The 16,726-nt window shown below is 70.0% G+C and carries 17 protein-coding genes; 6 read left to right on the top strand and 11 right to left on the bottom strand.

All coding sequences use genetic code 11. The features are described 5' to 3' along the window. Positions 1-46: 46 nt before the first annotated feature. The 5 genes from hpf to mtrA all read right to left on the bottom strand — a co-directional run bounded on the left by hpf (position 47) and on the right by mtrA (position 6,561). Positions 47-730: a ribosome hibernation-promoting factor, HPF/YfiA family gene (hpf, locus tag EIZ45_RS30365; protein ID WP_037816576.1), complete on the bottom strand. Its 684-nt coding sequence runs from the start codon at positions 728-730 to the stop codon at positions 47-49. 954 nt (positions 731-1,684) lie between these two features. After that, positions 1,685-2,200 (bottom strand): ComF family protein, encoded by a 516-nt coding sequence (locus tag EIZ45_RS30360; protein WP_240690799.1) that lies wholly within the window; start codon positions 2,198-2,200, stop codon positions 1,685-1,687. Between the two features lie 191 nt (positions 2,201-2,391). Further along, positions 2,392-4,149: an LpqB family beta-propeller domain-containing protein gene (locus EIZ45_RS30355; protein WP_037816578.1), complete on the bottom strand. Its 1,758-nt coding sequence runs from the start codon at positions 4,147-4,149 to the stop codon at positions 2,392-2,394. Beyond that, positions 4,146-5,876: an MtrAB system histidine kinase MtrB gene (gene mtrB, locus EIZ45_RS30350; RefSeq protein WP_134666969.1), complete on the bottom strand. Its 1,731-nt coding sequence runs from the start codon at positions 5,874-5,876 to the stop codon at positions 4,146-4,148. The genes EIZ45_RS30355 and mtrB overlap by 4 nt, the downstream gene beginning before the upstream one ends. 7 nt (positions 5,877-5,883) lie before the next feature. Continuing rightward, the gene (mtrA, locus tag EIZ45_RS30345) at positions 5,884-6,561 is read right to left on the bottom strand and encodes an MtrAB system response regulator MtrA (RefSeq protein ID WP_037355684.1); all 678 of its coding nucleotides are present in this window, start codon (positions 6,559-6,561) and stop codon (positions 5,884-5,886) included. Between the two features lie 173 nt (positions 6,562-6,734). On the opposite strand from mtrA, the gene EIZ45_RS30340 reads away from it, so the two are divergent. The 3 genes from EIZ45_RS30340 to solA all read left to right on the top strand — a co-directional run bounded on the left by EIZ45_RS30340 (position 6,735) and on the right by solA (position 11,062). Then, positions 6,735-7,520 carry an IclR family transcriptional regulator gene (locus EIZ45_RS30340; protein WP_037816581.1) on the top strand — a complete coding sequence of 262 codons (786 nt, stop codon included), beginning with the start codon at positions 6,735-6,737 and terminating at the stop codon, positions 7,518-7,520. 183 nt (positions 7,521-7,703) lie between these two features. Further along, entirely contained in the window at positions 7,704-9,941 is a 2,238-nt protein-coding gene (locus EIZ45_RS30335; RefSeq protein ID WP_134666971.1) for an FAD-dependent oxidoreductase, read from the top strand. Next, positions 9,938-11,062, top strand: coding sequence for an N-methyl-L-tryptophan oxidase (solA, locus tag EIZ45_RS30330; RefSeq protein ID WP_134666973.1), 1,125 nt, complete (start codon positions 9,938-9,940; stop codon positions 11,060-11,062). Before EIZ45_RS30335 ends, solA begins: the two co-directional genes overlap by 4 nt. On the opposite strand, the gene EIZ45_RS30325 is transcribed toward solA, so the two are convergent. Next, on the bottom strand, positions 11,052-11,954 hold the full coding sequence (locus EIZ45_RS30325) for an SDR family oxidoreductase (RefSeq protein ID WP_134666975.1): 903 nt from the start codon (positions 11,952-11,954) through the stop codon (positions 11,052-11,054). The two genes, solA and EIZ45_RS30325, sit on opposite strands and share 11 nt — an antisense overlap. Positions 11,955-12,038: 84 nt before the next feature. Here EIZ45_RS30325 and EIZ45_RS30320 point away from each other — a divergent pair, with 84 nt between their 5' ends. Continuing rightward, positions 12,039-12,611, top strand: a complete 573-nt coding sequence (locus EIZ45_RS30320) for a TetR/AcrR family transcriptional regulator (RefSeq protein ID WP_134666977.1) — start codon at positions 12,039-12,041, stop codon at positions 12,609-12,611. On the opposite strand, the gene EIZ45_RS30315 is transcribed toward EIZ45_RS30320, so the two are convergent. Both EIZ45_RS30315 and EIZ45_RS30310 read right to left on the bottom strand, forming a co-directional pair. After that, positions 12,608-13,249, bottom strand: a complete 642-nt coding sequence (locus EIZ45_RS30315) for a dTMP kinase (RefSeq protein ID WP_134666979.1) — start codon at positions 13,247-13,249, stop codon at positions 12,608-12,610. The genes EIZ45_RS30320 and EIZ45_RS30315 overlap by 4 nt on opposite strands. A 26-nt stretch (positions 13,250-13,275) precedes the next feature. Continuing rightward, entirely contained in the window at positions 13,276-13,524 is a 249-nt protein-coding gene (locus EIZ45_RS30310) for a hypothetical protein (protein WP_205670142.1), read from the bottom strand. Positions 13,525-13,890: 366 nt separating this feature from the next. Here EIZ45_RS30310 and EIZ45_RS30305 point away from each other — a divergent pair, with 366 nt between their 5' ends. Continuing rightward, on the top strand, positions 13,891-14,853 hold the full coding sequence (locus EIZ45_RS30305; RefSeq protein ID WP_240014178.1) for a hypothetical protein: 963 nt from the start codon (positions 13,891-13,893) through the stop codon (positions 14,851-14,853). A 3-nt stretch (positions 14,854-14,856) separates the two neighbouring features. Here the strand turns inward: EIZ45_RS30305 and EIZ45_RS30300 are convergent, their stop codons facing one another. Beyond that, positions 14,857-15,321: a YbaK/EbsC family protein gene (locus tag EIZ45_RS30300; RefSeq protein WP_134666981.1), complete on the bottom strand. Its 465-nt coding sequence runs from the start codon at positions 15,319-15,321 to the stop codon at positions 14,857-14,859. Positions 15,322-15,368: 47 nt separating this feature from the next. Between EIZ45_RS30300 and EIZ45_RS30295 the strand changes: the two genes are divergently transcribed. After that, positions 15,369-15,911, top strand: coding sequence for a helix-turn-helix domain-containing protein (locus EIZ45_RS30295; protein ID WP_134666983.1), 543 nt, complete (start codon positions 15,369-15,371; stop codon positions 15,909-15,911). On the opposite strand, the gene EIZ45_RS30290 is transcribed toward EIZ45_RS30295, so the two are convergent. Beyond that, a complete protein-coding gene (locus EIZ45_RS30290; RefSeq protein ID WP_134666985.1) occupies positions 15,908-16,354 on the bottom strand; it encodes a type II toxin-antitoxin system VapC family toxin in 447 nt (148 codons plus the stop codon). The genes EIZ45_RS30295 and EIZ45_RS30290 overlap by 4 nt on opposite strands. Next, positions 16,348-16,635 (bottom strand): toxin-antitoxin system HicB family antitoxin, encoded by a 288-nt coding sequence (locus EIZ45_RS30285; RefSeq protein ID WP_037816605.1) that lies wholly within the window; start codon positions 16,633-16,635, stop codon positions 16,348-16,350. Before EIZ45_RS30285 ends, EIZ45_RS30290 begins: the two co-directional genes overlap by 7 nt. Between the last annotated feature and the right edge of the window lie 91 nt (positions 16,636-16,726).

The following is a 16,726-nucleotide window of genomic DNA, read 5'->3' as shown; positions in this document are numbered from 1 at the left end:
CACGCGTTCGCGTGCGGGCCGCCGGTGCGGTTTGTCCCTGGCTGGATCAGCCCAGCCGGATCACGCCGTAGTCGAAGCCCTTTCGCCGGTAGACGACACTCGGCCGGCCGGCCTCGGAGTCGTTGAACAGGTAGAAGTCGTGGCCGACCAGCTCCATCTCGTAGAGAGCCTGGTCCACCGTCATGGGATCCGCGTCGTGTTGCTTCTCGCGGACGACGCGGCCGGGCTGATGGCCCAGGTCCTCGTCTTCCCAGCGCCCCTGCCGGGGAATGTCGCCCGCACTCGTCGCCGCGAAACCGTTCACCATGGGTTCGGTCGCGTCGGGTGCGTCCAGGACGGCCGTGCCCATGGCGGGCCCGGCGACGGCATCGGATCCGCCGACCATCGAGGTCGCCTCGGCGACCGACTCCGGACGGCTGCGTCCGTAATGCACGCGCCTGCGGTCGTGTGTCCGCCGGAGCCGGTTTTCCAGCTTGGTGACGGCGGAGTCGAGCGCTGCGTAGAAGTCGGCTGCGCTCGCTTCCGCGCGAACAGCCGGACCGCGGCCCTTCCCGGTGATCTCGACGCGCTGGCAGCTCTTGGCCTGCCTGCGGTTGGGCTCGTGGAAGAGCTCCACGTCGTAGCGGATGACCTTCTTGTCGTAGCGCTCAAGGCGGGCCAGCTTTTCGCTGACAAGCGCCCGGTAATGCTCGGGCACCTCCACGTTGCGGCCCTTAACGACGATGTCCATACACGACCTCCCTCGCTGAGGAAACTGCGAGCTGTTGTGTTCTCACGGCACCGGTACTGAACGGCTACTGCACGGGTTCGGCGGGCTGATAAAGAATTCGCGACCGGATCACGACGTCTCGTGGCGGTAGCGCGAACGCGGACTCAGCGGGCCGCCGGCGCCAGGGACATGGGCTGCACACCTCCCTGCCTGCGGGTATTGCTGATAGCGGAGCACGTTAGCTTCATCACGCCGTCCGCAACAGCCCCCGAGCCGGGGGATGTCACGATCCGGGAACCCGTCACGGGGCGCAGTGAATCATGCGTGCGCAGCCCGGAGCCGCCGCTCGGAAGGCCGAGCGCGCGTGCCCAAGTTTCACGCGGACGGCTCAACAGAGCGGCACCTCGGACGCCGAGGGTGACCGGCCCCCGCAGCACAGCCGCCACCTCGGTGGACTGCCCCGTCGCGGGGGTGATTCCGGCCTCGACCCTCATGCCCCGACAACGGGCGACGAGGACAGGAGGTTCCCTCTTGACATCACTCGTGTAGGTGACACCTGGCGGTAGTGGGCATTGCGAACGCGAGTTGCCTCCCTGGCGAGAAAGCGGACGGACGTTTTCGGGTGGACGGTTTTGGAATCGTTCCGTTTTGGCCGGACACGGAGTGGAGGATCGGTTTCCGCGTAACCGGATTTCGGTTTCCGAGCTCGCCGAACTGGGGCGCGCGGCGGATTCGCGGGCGGCCAGGGGCGCGCTCGGGTTCCCGATTCGCGCACGGCCAAGGTGCATCCGGGTGCCGGATTCGCGCACGGCCAGAGCGCGCTCAGGTTCCCGATCCGCGCACGGCCAGGGCACGCCCGGGTCCCCGATACACGCACGGCCAAGGCGCGCTCAGGTCTCGGATTCGCGCACGGCCAAGGCGCATCCGGGTTTCGGAAGTGGGACAGGCCGCCTTTCAACGTGGGACAGGCTCCCTTCAGACTGTCGCCAGCAGGGCCAGCACCGCCACCACCGGCACGCCCGCGTTTTTCAACGCCGTGACGCATGCGGCGGACGTGGCGCCTGTGGTGATCACGTCGTCCACCACCACGACCCGCGTGCCCGGCGGTGGACGCCCTGCCGCGGCGAATCGCAGCCGTCCCTCCAGATTGGCCGTCCGTTCCGCCCGGCTCAGCCCGACCGCGTCCCGGCCGCCCTTCAGCACCAGGGCAGGCGCGACATACGCTCCCGTCAGCCGAGCGGCTTCCGAGGCGATTCGCTGGACGTGCGGACCGCCGCGCACCCGCGAAGCGATCCGGCGGCTCGGCGCTGGAACCAGGCACCAAGGACTGGCGCGAGGACCGCCGGAAGGCAACGCCGTCAGCCCGGCCGCCAGTACCCGGCCCAAAAACGGGGCCACGTCCCGACGGCGGCGTTCCTTGCAGGCGATCAAGATCCGCTTGGCGGCACCCGTGTAGCGAGCCAAGGCGTAGGCGGGGACCAACGCTGCCAAAGGCGCGCGGAATACCGCAGTGGGGGACCCCCACGTCGTGGAGCATCCGGCGCACACGGGCGCGCCGCGGGTTTCACAGCCTGCGCAGTAGGTCGGCAGGAGCAGGTTCAAGAGCAGTCTCAGCAACATGACTCCGAGTGTGCACCCGACCACCGACAGTTTTCGGCCGCGCGAGCACCGGAGCCCGGAAATCACCCCGGATAGAACGGATCCGCGTTCTGCATCGAGTGCGCCTGCGGCCGCCACACCTCGCCCAACTCGGTCGCCGTCCACAGACCCCCGGCGTCCGCGACCACGATCGGCTGGCTCGGGGCGGACGCGACCGCCCGCACCGGCGCGGTCAGGTTGGAACTGTTGTAAGCGTCCATCCGCCGTCCGTCGATCGACAGCCGCTGGACCGGCTGCGAGGGCGAGGACGTCGCGGCCACCAGGGTGTCCGGCGTCGAGCCCCAGTCCACGTCCAGCACGTCGGTGAGCACGCCGGGCTGCAGCACCCGCGGCTCGCGCAAGGTGACCGTGTCGCCGCTGCGCACCACCGACGCCACGACCAGCTGGCCGTTCACCGTCGCGGCCACGCGGGCGCCGTCCCGGGAAAGCCGCAGGACGCCGATTGACCCCAGCGCCAGCAGGTCGTTCGCGTTGACGCTCTGGCGCAGCCAGTGGCCGTTCGGGTCGAGGACCATCCGCGCGATGATCGAATGGTCGACGACCGTCCACACCTCGTTCGACGGCCCGGCCCCGGCCTGAGCCGGACGCCAGGTCGGGCGGCTCAGCGAACCGCCGCCGAGGTCGACCGTCGGCAGGTCGCGGCCGAGGTCGCCGATGCGCAGCCGCACGCGGTCGCCGTCCTGCTCGACCACCGCGAGGCGTTTGCCGTCGATCGACTCGGCCGCGCTCACCACCGGGTACGCGCCGTTGCCCACCGCGCCCGGGATCGGCGCACCGTCGCTGAGCGAGCGGACCCGGCCGCCGACCGTCATCAGCCCGTTCGGCGACGAGGAAGCGTTGTACGAGGGCAAATCGGTGCTGCGCCAGTATTCGTGACCGGCCACGAGCGGCGCGCCGTCGGCGAGCAGCCGGATCCGCGTGGACGTGACCGTCTGCATGGACAGCACGATCTGCGCGGCGATCAGCGACCGCGTGTCCGCGCCGACGCCGGTGAGCCCGCTCAGCTGCACGGTCAGCGAGCCGTCGTCGTTGTTCTTCACGTTGTTTTCGAGCGACACCCCGTCGCCGAACAGGTTTTTCACCGCACCGGTGAGCCCGGCGGACGGGCCCTGGAGGATCAGGTCCATCACCCGGCCCGGCATGCCCGACTGCGGTTTCGCCGGAACGTAGCGCAGGTCCGGCGCGAAGGATCCGGAGTCGGGCGAGTAGAAGCTCACCACGACCGGGTTGTAGTTGCCGTCGAACTCGTCGTCGGTCACCAGCAGCACCGGCGGGGGCGGGCTGGAGATCCGCCATTGCCCGTCGGCCTGCTTGCGCACCTGGAAAGTCTGTTCGGCGGGACCGCTGCCGGGGATGAACGCGGAATCCGCGCTCAGCGTGCCGAGCACCGAACCGCGCACGGTGACCGTGCGAACGTTCGGGTCCGGCGCGGTCGACGACGGAGTGGGCGTCGTGGTGGCGCCGGTGCTGGCCGTCGGGTCGTAGACCGTGCTGAAGGTCTTGTCGATGATCGTGAACGAGCGGTTCGGCCGCCACGCGCCGCGCTGTTTGTCGTCGAGGAACGCCCGCGAGGCCGCGTTGCCCGACCGCGGATCGGCGTTGGCCTTGATGAACAGCCGCACGATGTCGAGCGGTTCGGCGTTGGCCGGCGGTTCCGGCGCGTTGTTGGCCTGCTGGGGCGCCTTTTCGACCGACACCACGACCGGCAGCGATTCCTGCGGAACGTTCGCGCAGCTCACGAGCACCAGTGCGCAGGCGAGAAGGACGAGCACTCGCCTCACTGACCGACCTCCTCCCGGTCCGGCGCCGGATCGGCGAGGATCGCCTCCGGCGCGGGATGCAGTTCGGCGACCGACGACGGCGACAGCGTGATCTCCGAAACGGCGTCCGGCGGCGGCAGCACCAGCGGGCTGTCCGCGATCGGCACGCCTTGCCGGCGCGGCACCACGAGCCGGAAGCACGCGCCGTGTCCCGGCTCGCCCCACGCGTCGAGGACGCCGCCGTGCAGCCGCGCGTCCTCCTGGCTGATCGCGAGGCCGAGCCCGGTGCCGCCGGTGCGCCGGTTGCGCGACGGGTCGGCGCGCCAGAACCGGTTGAACACCAGGTCGGCCTCCCCCGCCCGCAGGCCGACGCCGTAGTCCCGGACGGTGATCGCGACCGCGGACTCGTTCACCGCGACCGTCAGCACCACGGGTTTGCCCTCGCTGTGGTCGACGGCGTTGGCGAGCAGATTGCGCAGGATCCGTTCGATGCGCCGCGCGTCCACCTCGGCGGAGGTGTCCTCGTCCGGCAACACCAGTTCGACCGCGCTGCCCGCGGTCCCGGCGAGCACCCGCACCTGCTCGACCGCGCGCGTCGCGATCGGCCGCACGTCGATGTACTCCGCCGACAGCTCCTCGACGCCCGCGTCGAGCCTGCTGATCTCCAGCAGGTCGCCGAGCAGCGCCTCGAACCGGTCGAGCTCGTCGACCAGCAGTTCGGTCGAGCGGGCGAGGCCGGGCGGGAACTGCTCGCGGGAGGCGTGCAGCACGTCGGCGGCCATCCGCACGGTGGTCAGCGGGGTGCGCAGCTCGTGCGACACGTCGGAGGTGAACCGGCGCTGCAGACCGCCGAATTCCTCGAGCTGGCGGATCTGGTTCTGGATGCTGGCCGCCATGCTGTTGTAGGACACCGCGAGTTTGGCGAGGTCGTCCTCGCCCACGACGGCGAGCCGCTGGTCGAGGTCTCCGCCGGCGAACTGCTCGGCCGCCGCGACGGCTTGCCGGACCGGCCGCACCACCTGCCGGACCACCAGGTTCGTGATGCCGGCGAGCAACAGCAGCAGCACGATCCCGGCGACGAACAACGTGTTCTGCACTGTCGACACGGTGGTCTGCTCGCTGGTCAGCGGGAACAGCAAGTACAGCTGCAGCGGACTGGCCGCGGTCGACAGCGGAGTGCCGACGATCAGGTAAGTGGTCCGGACGCCGTTCTCGTCGACGGTGTGCTCAAGCCGGGCGAGATGGTCGGCCTCGACGAACTGGCGCAGCCGCTCCGGCACCGCGGGGAACGGCCCGACGTACACCGGGTCGGCGTCCGACTGGCCGCGGCCGACGCTGGCCAGCACCGGCTCGAAGGTGCCCGCGGTGGAACCCGCGCGCGACGAGGACGTGGTCGAGATCTTCTTGAGCGCGTTCTGCAGGCGCGTGTGCAGCGCCTCCGGGGACTCGCCGCCGATCCCGACCAGTTCGCGCGTGGCGGTGTCGGCCAGCGCCTGCGTCTGCTCGATCGCGGCGCGGCGTTTGGTGTCCAGCAGCCGTTCGGTGATCTGGTTCTGCAGGACCATGCCCAGCACGAACACCACGGCCGAGGACAGCGCCAGCGTCGAGATCGTGACGCGGAACTGCAGCGAGTGCTTCCACAGCTCGTTGAACGCCACCGCGCGGCGGCGTGCGAAAACCACGACCCGGGCCGAAAGCCGAGCCGTGGCGCGGGCGGCGGCGCGAAGCCGCCCCGCGAAACCGGTCATCGCACAATCACGGCGGGCCGGCCTTGTACCCGACCCCGCGCACCGTCAGCACCACCTCAGGGTGCTCCGGATCCTTCTCCACCTTCGAGCGAAGGCGCTGGACGTGCACGTTCACCAGCCGGGTGTCGGCCGCGTGCCGGTAGCCCCACACCTGTTCGAGCAGCACCTCGCGGGTGAACACCTGGCGCGGCTTGCGGGCCAGCGCCACGAGCAGGTCGAATTCGAGCGGCGTCAGCGGGATCGCCTTGCCGTCGCGGGTGACCTCGTGTCCGGGAACGTCGATCGCGAGATCGCCGATGGTGAGCGATTCGGCGGGCTCGGCCTCGGTGCGGCGCATCCGGGCGCGCACGCGGGCGACAAGCTCCTTCGGCTTGAACGGCTTGACCACGTAGTCGTCGGCGCCGGACTCGAGCCCGAGCACGATGTCCACGGTGTCGCTCTTCGCGGTGAGCATGACGATCGGCACGCCGGACTCGGCGCGGATCGCTTTGCACACGTCGATGCCGTTCATGCCGGGCAGCATGAGGTCGAGCAGGACCAGGTCCGGTTTCAGCTCCCGCAGCGCGGGAAGCGCGCGCGAACCGTCCGCGACCACCGCGGTGTCGAACCCTTCGCCGCGCAGGACGATGGTGAGCATCTCCGCCAGCGCCGGGTCGTCGTCGACCACCAAGACACGTGCCTTCATGACCACATGTTCGCACTACCTCCCGCACCCGTGCGCACGACCCGCGCGTTTGACCACCGGAAAGATCAAGATCACCGACCCGGTTGGGCCATCCGGACGCCTCGGGCGCCCGGCCGCGGCCGGATTCGCCCGCTCAGCCGAACAGATCGCAGCCGAGCGGTTACTGTTGCGCTATGCGGAACCAGGACTCGGGAAACGCAACGGGAAGCGCGGTGCAGTCCGTCGACCGGGCGATCACCGTCCTGGAGCTGCTGGCTCGCAACGGCGAAACGGGCATCACCGAGATCGCGGGCGAGCTGGGCGTGCACAAGTCCACCGCGTCCCGGCTGCTGAGCGTGCTGGAGGCGCACGGGCTGGTCGAGCAGCTGGGCGAACGCGGCAAGTACGCGATCGGGTTCGGCGTCGTCCGGCTGGCGGGCGCCGCGACCGGCCGGATGGACCTGGCGAAGCTCGGCAGGCAGACCTGCCAGTCGCTCGCCGAGGAACTAGGCGAGACGGTCAACATCGCGATCGCCGACGACGGCGTCGCGATCAACATCAGCCAGGCGCGCGGGTCGGCGGCGATCACCACGCAGAACTGGACCGGGCAGCGCACGCCGCTGCACGCCACGTCCAGCGGCAAGGTCCTGCTCGCCGCGATGGACGACGCCGAGCGCAAGCGGATGCTCGCGCACGAATTAGAGCAGTACACACCACGGACCACGGTCGACCGGGACGAGCTGGCGGCCGAACTGGACCGCGTCGCCGAGGACGGCTACGCGGCCTCCTTCGAGGAGCTGGAACTGGGCATGCACGCGGTCGCGGTGCCGGTGCGCGGCCCCGGCGGCGAGGTCGTCGCGGCGATGAGCGCGTCCGGTCCGTCCTACCGGCTGTCCAAACAGCGGATCCGGCAGATCGTCGCGCCGATGGCGGAAGCGGCGCGGGAGCTTTCCGCTCAGCTCGGCTACTTTTCCGCGTGACCCCGGCGGCCGCGGCGGCTCTCTTGACAGCACGCCCGCGATCCCGCAATTTGTGAGTTGCAGCAGACGGAACATCGATCTCCATCCGCAACGCGTCCGTTCCCCGGCGGGGGCGTTCCGGCATGCCTGTCTCGTCCCGAGCCGGGCCGTCCGCGACGGCCGGCAGGCAGGAGGTACCTCGCGATGGCAGTGCGACCGCGGGTGGTTGTGCTCGGCGCCGGGCTCCTCGGCTGCGCGGTCGCCGACGAGCTGACCGGACGCGGCTGGACCGACGTCACCGTCCTCGAACCGGAACCGGCGCTCGCCTCGGCCGGACCGGGACTGCTCTTCCGCACGCACGCCGACCGCACGGCGTCCGAGTTCGCCAAGTACACCGCGGAGAAGTACAGCGGGCTGACCGTCGACGGCGGCTGGTGTTTCCAGCCGGTCGGGAGCCTGGAGCTCGCGACCACGCCCGAGCAGCTTTCCCGGTTGCGGCAACGGCTTGGCTGGGCGACGTCGTCCGGCGTGCGCGGCTACCTGCGCGAACCGGGCGAATGCGCGCAGCTGCACCCGCTGCTCGACTCCGCGAAGGTGTTCGGCGGCCTGCACATTCCCGGCGACGGGCTGGTCAAACCGATCCGCGCGGCGCTCGCCCAGGCCCGCCGCGCGAAGGAGCGGGGCGCGAAATTCCTTACTGGGCAAGAGATTGTCGAGATCGTGCGCACGGCGGGCCGGGTGACCGCCGTGGCGACCGCGACCGATCGGTTCCGCGCCGACGTGGTCATCTCCTGCGCCGGAGTACGCGCGCCTCAGTTCGGCCGGCTGGTCGACCTCGCCGTGCCGGTGGTGCCGATCGCCGTCGAGCACGCGCGCACCACGCCGTTGGCGCAGCTCGCCGGGGACAACGACCACTTCACCGAGGCGGACAAACCGATCCTGCGCGGAGCCGGGTTGTCGCTGCGCGAGCACGTCGACCGGCTGGGCATCAGCGCGCTGGGTCCGGTCGAGGCCGACGCAGAGTTCGCTCCGGCGGGCTTCGAGGAATCGTGGACGGCCGCGCTCGGACTAGTGCCCGCGCTCGCCGACGCGAAGGTCGAGGAGGGCGTCCGGCAGCTGGTCCCGGGCACGCCGGACGGGTTGCCGCTGCTGGGCGAACATCCGGAGCTCGACGGGTTCTGGGTCGCCGAAGCGGTGGACTGCGCGTGGTCCGCCGGGGTCGCACGGGAGCTGACGCGCTGGCTGATCGAGGGGCAAGCGCACCTCGACCTGCACTCCGTCGACCTCGCCCGGTTCGATCGGCTGCAGCTCGCGCCCGGCCGGGTGCGGGAGCGGAGCCTAAGGGCGGCGGGTCATCAGCGACCGGCGACGGAACTGGTGCGGACCACGCCCTGTTACGAGCGCGAAGTCGCGCTGGGCGCGGAGTTCCGCGAGGTGGACGGCTGGGCGCAGCCGCAGCGGTATTCGTCCGGCAGCCGTGCGGAAGCAGTCGCGGCCCGGAGCCGGGTGGCGTTGTTCGACCAGACCCCGCGGCGACGGCTGGAGATCACCGGCCGCGGCGCGCTGCCGTTCCTGCAGACGATGACCACGAACCAGCTCGACCGGCCGCCCGGTTCGGTCACCAGCACGTTGCTGCTCGGCGAAGACGGCGGGATCCGCAGCGATCTGACGGTCGCCCGGCTTGGCGCGGAGCGGTTCCACGTCGCCGCGCACCATCATCGGGACGTCGCCTGGCTGCGCCGTCATCTGCCCGGGGACGGCTCGGTCCAGCTGCGCGAAACCACCGGCGGTACCTGCTGCCTCGGCTTGTGGGGACCGCTCGCCGAAAAGGTGCTGCCCGAACTGTCCACATCGGTCTCGCGCGCGTGGAAGACGTACGTCGGCGACGTGCCGGTGACCGTGCTGCGCGGGTCTGACGTGGGCGAACCCGGCTGGGAGCTGCACACCGGCGCGGATCTCGGGCGTGCGCTGTGGGACGCGGTCTGGTCGGCCGGGCAGCCGTACGGGATCGTCGCGGCCGGAGAGGACGCGCTGCGCAGCCTCCGGATGGAGGAGGGCCACCGGAACTGCGGCGTCGACGTGACCACCGAGCACGATCCGTACGAGGCGGGGCTCGGGTTCGCGGTGCGGATGGACAAGGGCTACTTCCTCGGCCGGGACACGCTTCTCCACCGTTCTCCCGCGACGGTACGGCGGAAACTGGCGTGCTTGACCGTCGACGATCCACATTCGGTGCTGCAAGGCCGGGAGCCGGTGTACGTCGACGGCCGTCCGGCGGGATACGTCACGAGCGGCGCGTACGGCTACACCGTCGACAAAAACCTCGCCTACGCCTGGCTTCCCGTCGAGGACGCCAGGCCGCGGACGCCGGTGGAAATCGAGTACTTCGGGAAACGGCTCGCGGCGAAGGTGGCCGCGGAACCGTTGAGGAGCAGTGAATGACGCACTACGACGTGATCGTGATCGGCCTCGGCGGAATGGGCAGCGCTGCCGCCTACCGACTGGCGCAGCGGGGCCAGAAGGTGCTCGGGATCGACCAGTTCGCGCCAGTGCACAACCTCGGTTCGAGCCACGGCGGTTCGCGGATCACGCGGCAGGCGTACCTCGAAGGTCCGGACTACGTACCGCTGCTGCTGCGCGCGCACGAGATGTGGGACGAACTCGAACGCGACTCCGGACGGTCGCTGTTCACCCGCTGCGGCGCGGTGATGGGCGGACCGCCGGAGTCGCGCACGATCGCGGGCAGCACGCTTTCCGCGGAGAAGTTCGACATCCCGCACGAAATCCTGGACGCGGCCGAGATCCGGCGCCGGTTCCCCACCATCACCCCGGCCGACGACGAGGTGGCGCTGTGGGAACCAGGCGCCGGTTTCGTATCGCCCGAAGGAAGCGTCGCCGCACACCTGCAACTCGCCGCGCGCCACGGTGCCGAATTGCACCACGAGGAGCAGGTGTTCACGTGGACCACCACGGAAACCGGGGTGCGCGTCGGCACCGCTTCGAGCTACTACACCGCCGAGCGGCTCGTGCTGTGCCCCGGCGCTTGGGCACCCGTGCTGCTCGCGGACCTAGGCGTCGATTTCGAGGTGCGCCGCCAGGTCCAGTACTGGTTCGAACCGGCCGACGTGCGGCCGTTCACCGATCATCCCGTCTACCTTTGGGAAACCGCCGAAGGCGGCCAGTTCTACGGTTTTCCCGCGCACACCACGCAAGGCGTCAAAGTCGCCGTGCACCTTGGCGGCACGCCGTGCACCGCCGACACGATCGACCGGCGAATCCATGACGACGAGGTGCGCGCGGTCGCGGACGTCGTCGGCTCCCGGATCCCGACGCTCCCGGCGACCTTCCGCCGCGCGGCGACCTGCCTCTACACCAACACCCCGGACGAGCACTTCGTGATCGCCCCGCACCCTCGGCATCCGCGCGTGGTCGTGGCGTCCGGGTTTTCCGGGCACGGCTTCAAATTCGTGCCGGTGGTCGGGGAAATCCTCGCCGACCTGGTGGTGGACGGCGAGACGCGGCACCCGATCGCGCTGTTCGATCCGGCGAGGTTCACGCTGTAGCGAAGTAGTGCTCTTCGGCGAGATCTTCAAGCAGGCCAGGGTGTTCCGGCTTCCAGTCGAGGAGTTCACGGGTGCGCGCGGCGGACGTCGGCGCGTCCGACTGCACCATTGGTGCCAGGAACGAGAAGTGCGCCGCGGCTTCCTCCGGCGCGATGGACTTCACCGGAACACCGAGCCGCGCACCGATCGTCTCGGCGATCTGCCGGAGCGAGATGGCTTCGTCGCCGACGGCGTGCAGCATCGTGCCGGCAGGAGCCTTCTCCAGGGCCAGCCGGTACAGCCGGGCCGCGTCGAGCGTGTGCCCGGCGGACCAGCGGTTGGCACCCTCGCCGACATACGGCGAAACCCCGGCCGCGCGAGCGAAGCGGATCATGGTCGGGACGAAGCCGTGCTTGTCGAGCGAACTGTGCACCGACGGCGGCAGCCGCACGACTGACGACCGGACACCGCGGTCAGCGAGCCCGAGCACGTAGTTCTCCGCGTCCACGCGCGGGCCGCCGGGGAGCCGGTCGTCCTCGGTGCCGGCGCGGCCGAGCCCGGCGAACATCAGGGTTCCGGAGGCCGAGACCAGTGGCTTTCCGGTGCCGGCGAGAGCCTCGCCGAGCGCTTTCAGCGCGGACAGATCCGCCTCGACCGCCGCGCCGAACTCGCCGCTGGCCATCAAGTCGTGCTTGAACGCCAAGTGCACGACGCCGTCCGCCTCGGCCACCGCTTCGCGCAGGCCGTCCAGATCGTCGAGGTCGCCGCGCCGCACCTGCGCACCGCGTTCGGCGAGCGCCGCGGCGGAGGCGTCCGACCGGGCGAGCCCGACCACCTCGTGTCCGGCGGAGAGCAGTTCGGGAACGAGGGCCGAGCCGACGTGGCCGCTGGCCCCGGTGACGAAAACCCGCATGGGCTGTCCTTCCACAGTTGATGACACCTAGTGCCATCACCGTACGCCTGATGTCATCCGGTGTCATCACCTAGACTGGACGGCATGGGCCGCTGGGAACCGAACGCACGCCAACGCCTGGAGCAGGCCGCGCTCGACCTGTTCACCGAACGCGGATACGACCAGACCACGGTCGCCGAAATCGCCGAACGCGCCGGGCTCACGAAACGGACCTTCTTCCGCCATTTCGCCGACAAGCGCGAGGTGCTGTTCGGCGGGCAGGAGGAGCTGACCCGGCTGTTCTCCGAGGGCATTGCCGGGACACCAGCGGGCGCGACGCCGTTCGAAGCGGTCGGCGGGGCATTGGATGCCGCAGCGGCGGTTTTCACCGGCGAGCGGCTGGCTCAGGCCCGGGCGCGGCAGCCGGTCGTGGCGGCGAACAGCGAGCTGCTCGAACGCGAATTGCTCAAGCGCACCAAGATGGTCCAGGCCATGCACGACGCACTCGCGGCACGCGGAATCAGCGAGCCGACCGCACGCGTCGCCGCGGAACTGGGCTGCCTCGCATTCGGGACGGCTTTCCACCGCTGGGTCGAGGCAGGGAACCGGCGGGAGTTCGGGGCGCTGGCCGACGAAGTGCTCAGCGAATTGCGCAAGGCGACCGCGGCGCTGGGTTAAGCGAGCAGAGACTTCGCCAGCATCGGCAGATCAACGCCCGCCACGCCGTCCAGCACATGCCACGGCGCGAGCCACGAAGCCGCGGCCAGCTCGTCGTACACCGCGGCGCAACGCTGCTGCAGCGAATCGTCCGACTCGAACGCGTCCCGCGCTCGCGCCGCGTCCGACTCCGCCCGGCGGACTGCCCGCTCGGCGGCGACCTCCGGGCTCACCCGCAGCAGCAGATGCGCGTCCGGCCGGGGCAGCCCGAATCGCGTCACCTCGAGGTCCCAAACCCACTGCACCACAGCGCCATCCGCGTGCTCGCGCAGGCGCGCGGCGGCGTACGCGGCGTTCGAGGCGACGTAACGATCCAGCAGGACCACGTCGTTGGCCTTGAGCAGCGCGCGGATCTCGTCGGCCGCACCGCTGCGGTCGAGGGCGTAGAGCAACGCCATTCCGTACACCGAGTCGGCGAGGTCGCCGTGCCCGCGGTGCAGCGCTTCCCGCACCAGGTCGGCGTGCACGCTGCGGCCGTAACGCGGGAAGGCGAGACTGCCGACGCTCGCGCCCGCCTCTTGCAGCGCAGCAGTCAGCCCCTCGGACAGCGTCCGCTTGCCCGCGCCGTCCAGACCTTCGATCACGACCAGTCGCCCCACGCCGTCGAAGATACTTGGTGGCGTGCTCAGGCCGTCTCTCGGCGGGCGCGGGCGTAGCCGAGGTAGCCGACCGGCACCGCGACCAGCAGCCCGGCGAGGCAGAGCAGCGGGATCCAGTCGTCGCCGTGCGGCTGCGCCGGCGTGCTCTGGCCGCCGTCCCGCTGCACCACCTCGCTGCGCGGTGCGGCCGTAAGGTGGGCGTTGCCGGTGTCAGCGGGCTGCGCCGCGCCCGCGCCCGGAGCCGACACCGGCAACGCCAGGCCCGTGAACGCCATGAGGAGCAGCAAGCGTCCGACGTGCCTTCGGCAAGTGGTCGAGGACCGCCGGACCCGCCCGGCAGTGCTCCCCACGTGATTCGGTTTCCCCAGACCCATGACGCACCTCCCGCCTAGACGTGGCCAGTGGTGGTCACAACGGTGAACCGGTCGATCACTCCGAGCAAGATGCCTGTCCGGCGACGAGGGTGTTCCGGGTCCGCGGTGGAACACGGAACGGTTACCCTTCCGTGGCCAAGCACACCAAACGGGGGCCGGACCCGTTACCGCGCGCTGCTAACGTGAACGTTCCGCGGCATTCACGCCCAGCGCACGGGCGGCGTTGAAGGGACAGCGGTGGCACGAGACGGGGATGGCCCACTGATCATGGAACCTGGCCGGCGCGGCGCGGGTGAACTGCCGCCCGAGCTCGGCGAAGCACTGCGATCCGGTGAATTCCACCAGGCGCTGCGGCTCGCGATCGCGCATCGCGGCCTGTCGCTCGCCCGGCTGCGAGCGCATCTCGCGCTCCGCGGCGTCCACATCGGACAGTCGACGCTGAGCTACTGGCAGCGGGGGCTGCGCCAGCCGGAGGTGCCGAAGGCGCTGCCCGCGGTCCGCGCGCTGGAGTCGGTGCTGCAATTGCCCGCGGACTCGCTCGTGGTGCTGATCGGCCCCCGCACGGCGCGCCCGCGCGGGCACCAGGCCGCGGCGTCGTTCCACGACCTGCGCTCGGGCGAGATGGGCGCGATCGTCGAACAGCTGATGAGCGACCTCGGCGCGGCGCCAGCGTCCCGGCAGTCGAACTCCGACCTGGAGATGCTGTCGGTGCACGACCAGATCACCATCGACGAACAGAAACATCAGGTGAAATTCCGGACCCGGCTGGTCACCCGCGCGCGACGGCACGGCCCGGACCGGTACGTGGCGGTCTACAACGGCGACCCCGGCTGCCGGATCGACGACGTCGAGCTGATCACCGCGGAAGGCTGCCGCGTCGGGCGGATCCGCAGGCATCCGGCGCGCGAGACGATGGCGACGGAACTGCTTTTCGACCGGAAGCTCGCCGAGGGCGAGATCCACGTTTTCTGCTTCGAAATCCACGACAATTCCGCCGTGACGTTCCCCGGGTACTACCGGATGCTGCGCGACCAATGCGCGAGCTATCTGCTGCAACTGCAGTTCGCGCCCACCGCGATGCCCGCCCGGATCACCCGTGAGGTCCGCGCCCGCGACGACGCGCTGCCGGTCGAGGCGGAAGAATTGCCGTGCGACACCGGCGGCGTGACGAGCGGGTATTTCCGCGACACCGGACCAGGGCTGGCCGGCATCGCGGTGGAATGGAACTGAGCTTTATCCGTCCACCCGCTGCGGCGTGCCCTTGGTGATCCGCACCAGTTCGTCGAACGTCGTCGGGAAGACAGCGTTCGGCGTACCGGCCGCTGCCCACACCTCGGTGTACTGCCGCAACGCCTCGTCGACCACGGTCTCCAACGGAGCCGGATGCCCGACCGGTGACACCCCGCCGATCACCTGCCCGGTAGCCGCGCGCACCTCGTCCGGCTTGGCCCGGCGGATCCGGCCGCGCTCGAGCCGCGCGGCGAGCGCCTCGGTGTCCACGCGGTGCGCGCCACTGGTCAAGACCAGCAGCGGGGCGTCGTCGGCCATGAAGACCAGGCTGTTCGCGATCGCGCCGACCGGACAGCCCAGCGCGTCCGCCGCCTCGGCCGCCGTCCGCGTGGACTGCGGGAGAGTCCGCGCCCGACCTTCGACGCCCGCCTCGTCGAGCGCGTCCTGCACGTTTTGCACTGCCGACATCTGCACACCTCCAGCTGTTCCGTAAACAGAACACTAGACTAGGCCCAATGTCGACGTCACCCGCCCCGGACGGCCGCGCCCTCGCCGCGGCGGTCGGTACCCGCATCCGAACGCTCCGCACCCGCGTAGGCGTCGGCCTGACCACGCTCGCCGCCGACAGCGGCCTTGGCAAGGGAACGCTGTCGGAGCTGGAGAACGGCCGCCGAAACCCTACGTTGGACACGCTGTTCGCCATCGCCACCGCGCTGTCGATCCCGCTGAGCGACTTGCTCTTCGGCGACGACGGGGTGGCTGAAGCGCATGGCGACAGCGTGGCGGCGACGCTGCTCGGCCGATGGGAGGATCCGGACGGCGTAACCGAGGTGTACCGGCTGACGATCCACGAGCGGGTTCAGGTGTCGCATCCGCACAGCCCGGGGGTGCGGGAGGTTTTGACCGTGCTTACCGGGACGGCAGAGGTAGGGCCGGTTGACGCGCCGGTGACGGTTACCGCTGCCGGGACGCATACGTTTATCGCGGAGACGGACCATGTTTATCGAGGAATCGGCGGACCGGCTACTGCGGTGTTGACGATGCGGTATCCGCGTTAGCGGACGAGGAGGCCATTGGCCTTTGCCGCATCAGCCTGCCGCGCGTCACAAGTAACCACAGTGACGGGTTCACCGCCAGTGAGGTCGGCGGTTTCCCGCATCACGACCGCGAGATGAAGCGCATCAAGCGTGCGAAGAGAATAGTTTTCGACGACCAATCGCTGCGCGGCGGGAAAAACACGCGCAGGCCGGAACGGAATCACGCCCAACGTCGAAGAACGACTCATCGCGTCGAACTGATCGAGAAACTCCCGCGCATCCGGGATGCGCCCGGACCGCTTGGCCGCCGCCATCGCGCTCGCGAACTCGATCCGGGTCAGCTCACTGGCGAGAACCCGGTTCCGGCCACTCGCAAGCAGGTCGCGCAACTCGGCGTGCTCGGGCTCATCAGCGAAGAACACCCGCACGACCGCGCTCGTATCGGCGTAATAGACAGTCACCATTCACCCCGCGACCAGTCGAGCGCCTCGCTGACCGACGCACCCCATCCAGCCGAACGCCGCTCCAGTTCGTCGAGGCCAACCGGCTCCCGCTCAGACTCGAAAGCGATCAGCTTGCCCTCCGCGAGCAGCCGGGCTTTCCACGCCTCCGGCGTCTCTTCCCTGTTGAGCGCGTTGCTGAGCACTTCGGTGACCAGGTCGTTCATGCTGCGCCCCTCAGCCTCGGCCCTGGCCTTCAGCCGAGCGTGCAGCTCGTCGTCGACGCGAGTGATCAATTGCTTCACCACACCATGATAAAACGTAACCAATTAGAGTTATCACGTGTTTTCATCTGCAGACAAAAGCCGCCCCAAAACGCATTTCGGGGCGGCTTTA

This window comes from Amycolatopsis sp. CFH S0740, from assembly GCF_004522315.1.
GTDB classification, from domain to species: Bacteria; Actinomycetota; Actinomycetes; order Mycobacteriales; family Pseudonocardiaceae; genus Amycolatopsis; species Amycolatopsis nivea.
This window is presented reverse-complemented; position numbering and strand designations above follow the sequence as displayed.

What these genes read in the sequence shown, in the direction of transcription:
- EIZ45_RS30320 (WP_134666977.1), top strand. Translation starts at nt 12,039, where the DNA reads ATGGGCCGCTGGGAACCGAACGCACGCCAACGCCTGGAGCAGGCCGCG.
- solA (WP_134666973.1), top strand. Translation starts at nt 9,938, where the DNA reads ATGACGCACTACGACGTGATCGTGATCGGCCTCGGCGGAATGGGCAGC.
- EIZ45_RS30300 (WP_134666981.1), bottom strand. Translation starts at nt 15,321, where the DNA reads ATGTCGGCAGTGCAAAACGTGCAGGACGCGCTCGACGAGGCGGGCGTC.
- mtrA (WP_037355684.1), bottom strand. Translation starts at nt 6,561, where the DNA reads ATGAAGGCACGTGTCTTGGTGGTCGACGACGACCCGGCGCTGGCGGAG.
- EIZ45_RS30290 (WP_134666985.1), bottom strand. Translation starts at nt 16,354, where the DNA reads ATGGTGACTGTCTATTACGCCGATACGAGCGCGGTCGTGCGGGTGTTC.
- EIZ45_RS30335 (WP_134666971.1), top strand. Translation starts at nt 7,704, where the DNA reads ATGGCAGTGCGACCGCGGGTGGTTGTGCTCGGCGCCGGGCTCCTCGGC.
- EIZ45_RS30340 (WP_037816581.1), top strand. Translation starts at nt 6,735, where the DNA reads ATGCGGAACCAGGACTCGGGAAACGCAACGGGAAGCGCGGTGCAGTCC.
- mtrB (WP_134666969.1), bottom strand. Translation starts at nt 5,876, where the DNA reads ATGACCGGTTTCGCGGGGCGGCTTCGCGCCGCCGCCCGCGCCACGGCT.
- hpf (WP_037816576.1), bottom strand. Translation starts at nt 730, where the DNA reads ATGGACATCGTCGTTAAGGGCCGCAACGTGGAGGTGCCCGAGCATTAC.
- EIZ45_RS30325 (WP_134666975.1), bottom strand. Translation starts at nt 11,954, where the DNA reads ATGCGGGTTTTCGTCACCGGGGCCAGCGGCCACGTCGGCTCGGCCCTC.
- EIZ45_RS30295 (WP_134666983.1), top strand. Translation starts at nt 15,369, where the DNA reads ATGTCGACGTCACCCGCCCCGGACGGCCGCGCCCTCGCCGCGGCGGTC.
- EIZ45_RS30310 (WP_205670142.1), bottom strand. Translation starts at nt 13,524, where the DNA reads ATGGCGTTCACGGGCCTGGCGTTGCCGGTGTCGGCTCCGGGCGCGGGC.
- EIZ45_RS30305 (WP_240014178.1), top strand. Translation starts at nt 13,891, where the DNA reads ATGGAACCTGGCCGGCGCGGCGCGGGTGAACTGCCGCCCGAGCTCGGC.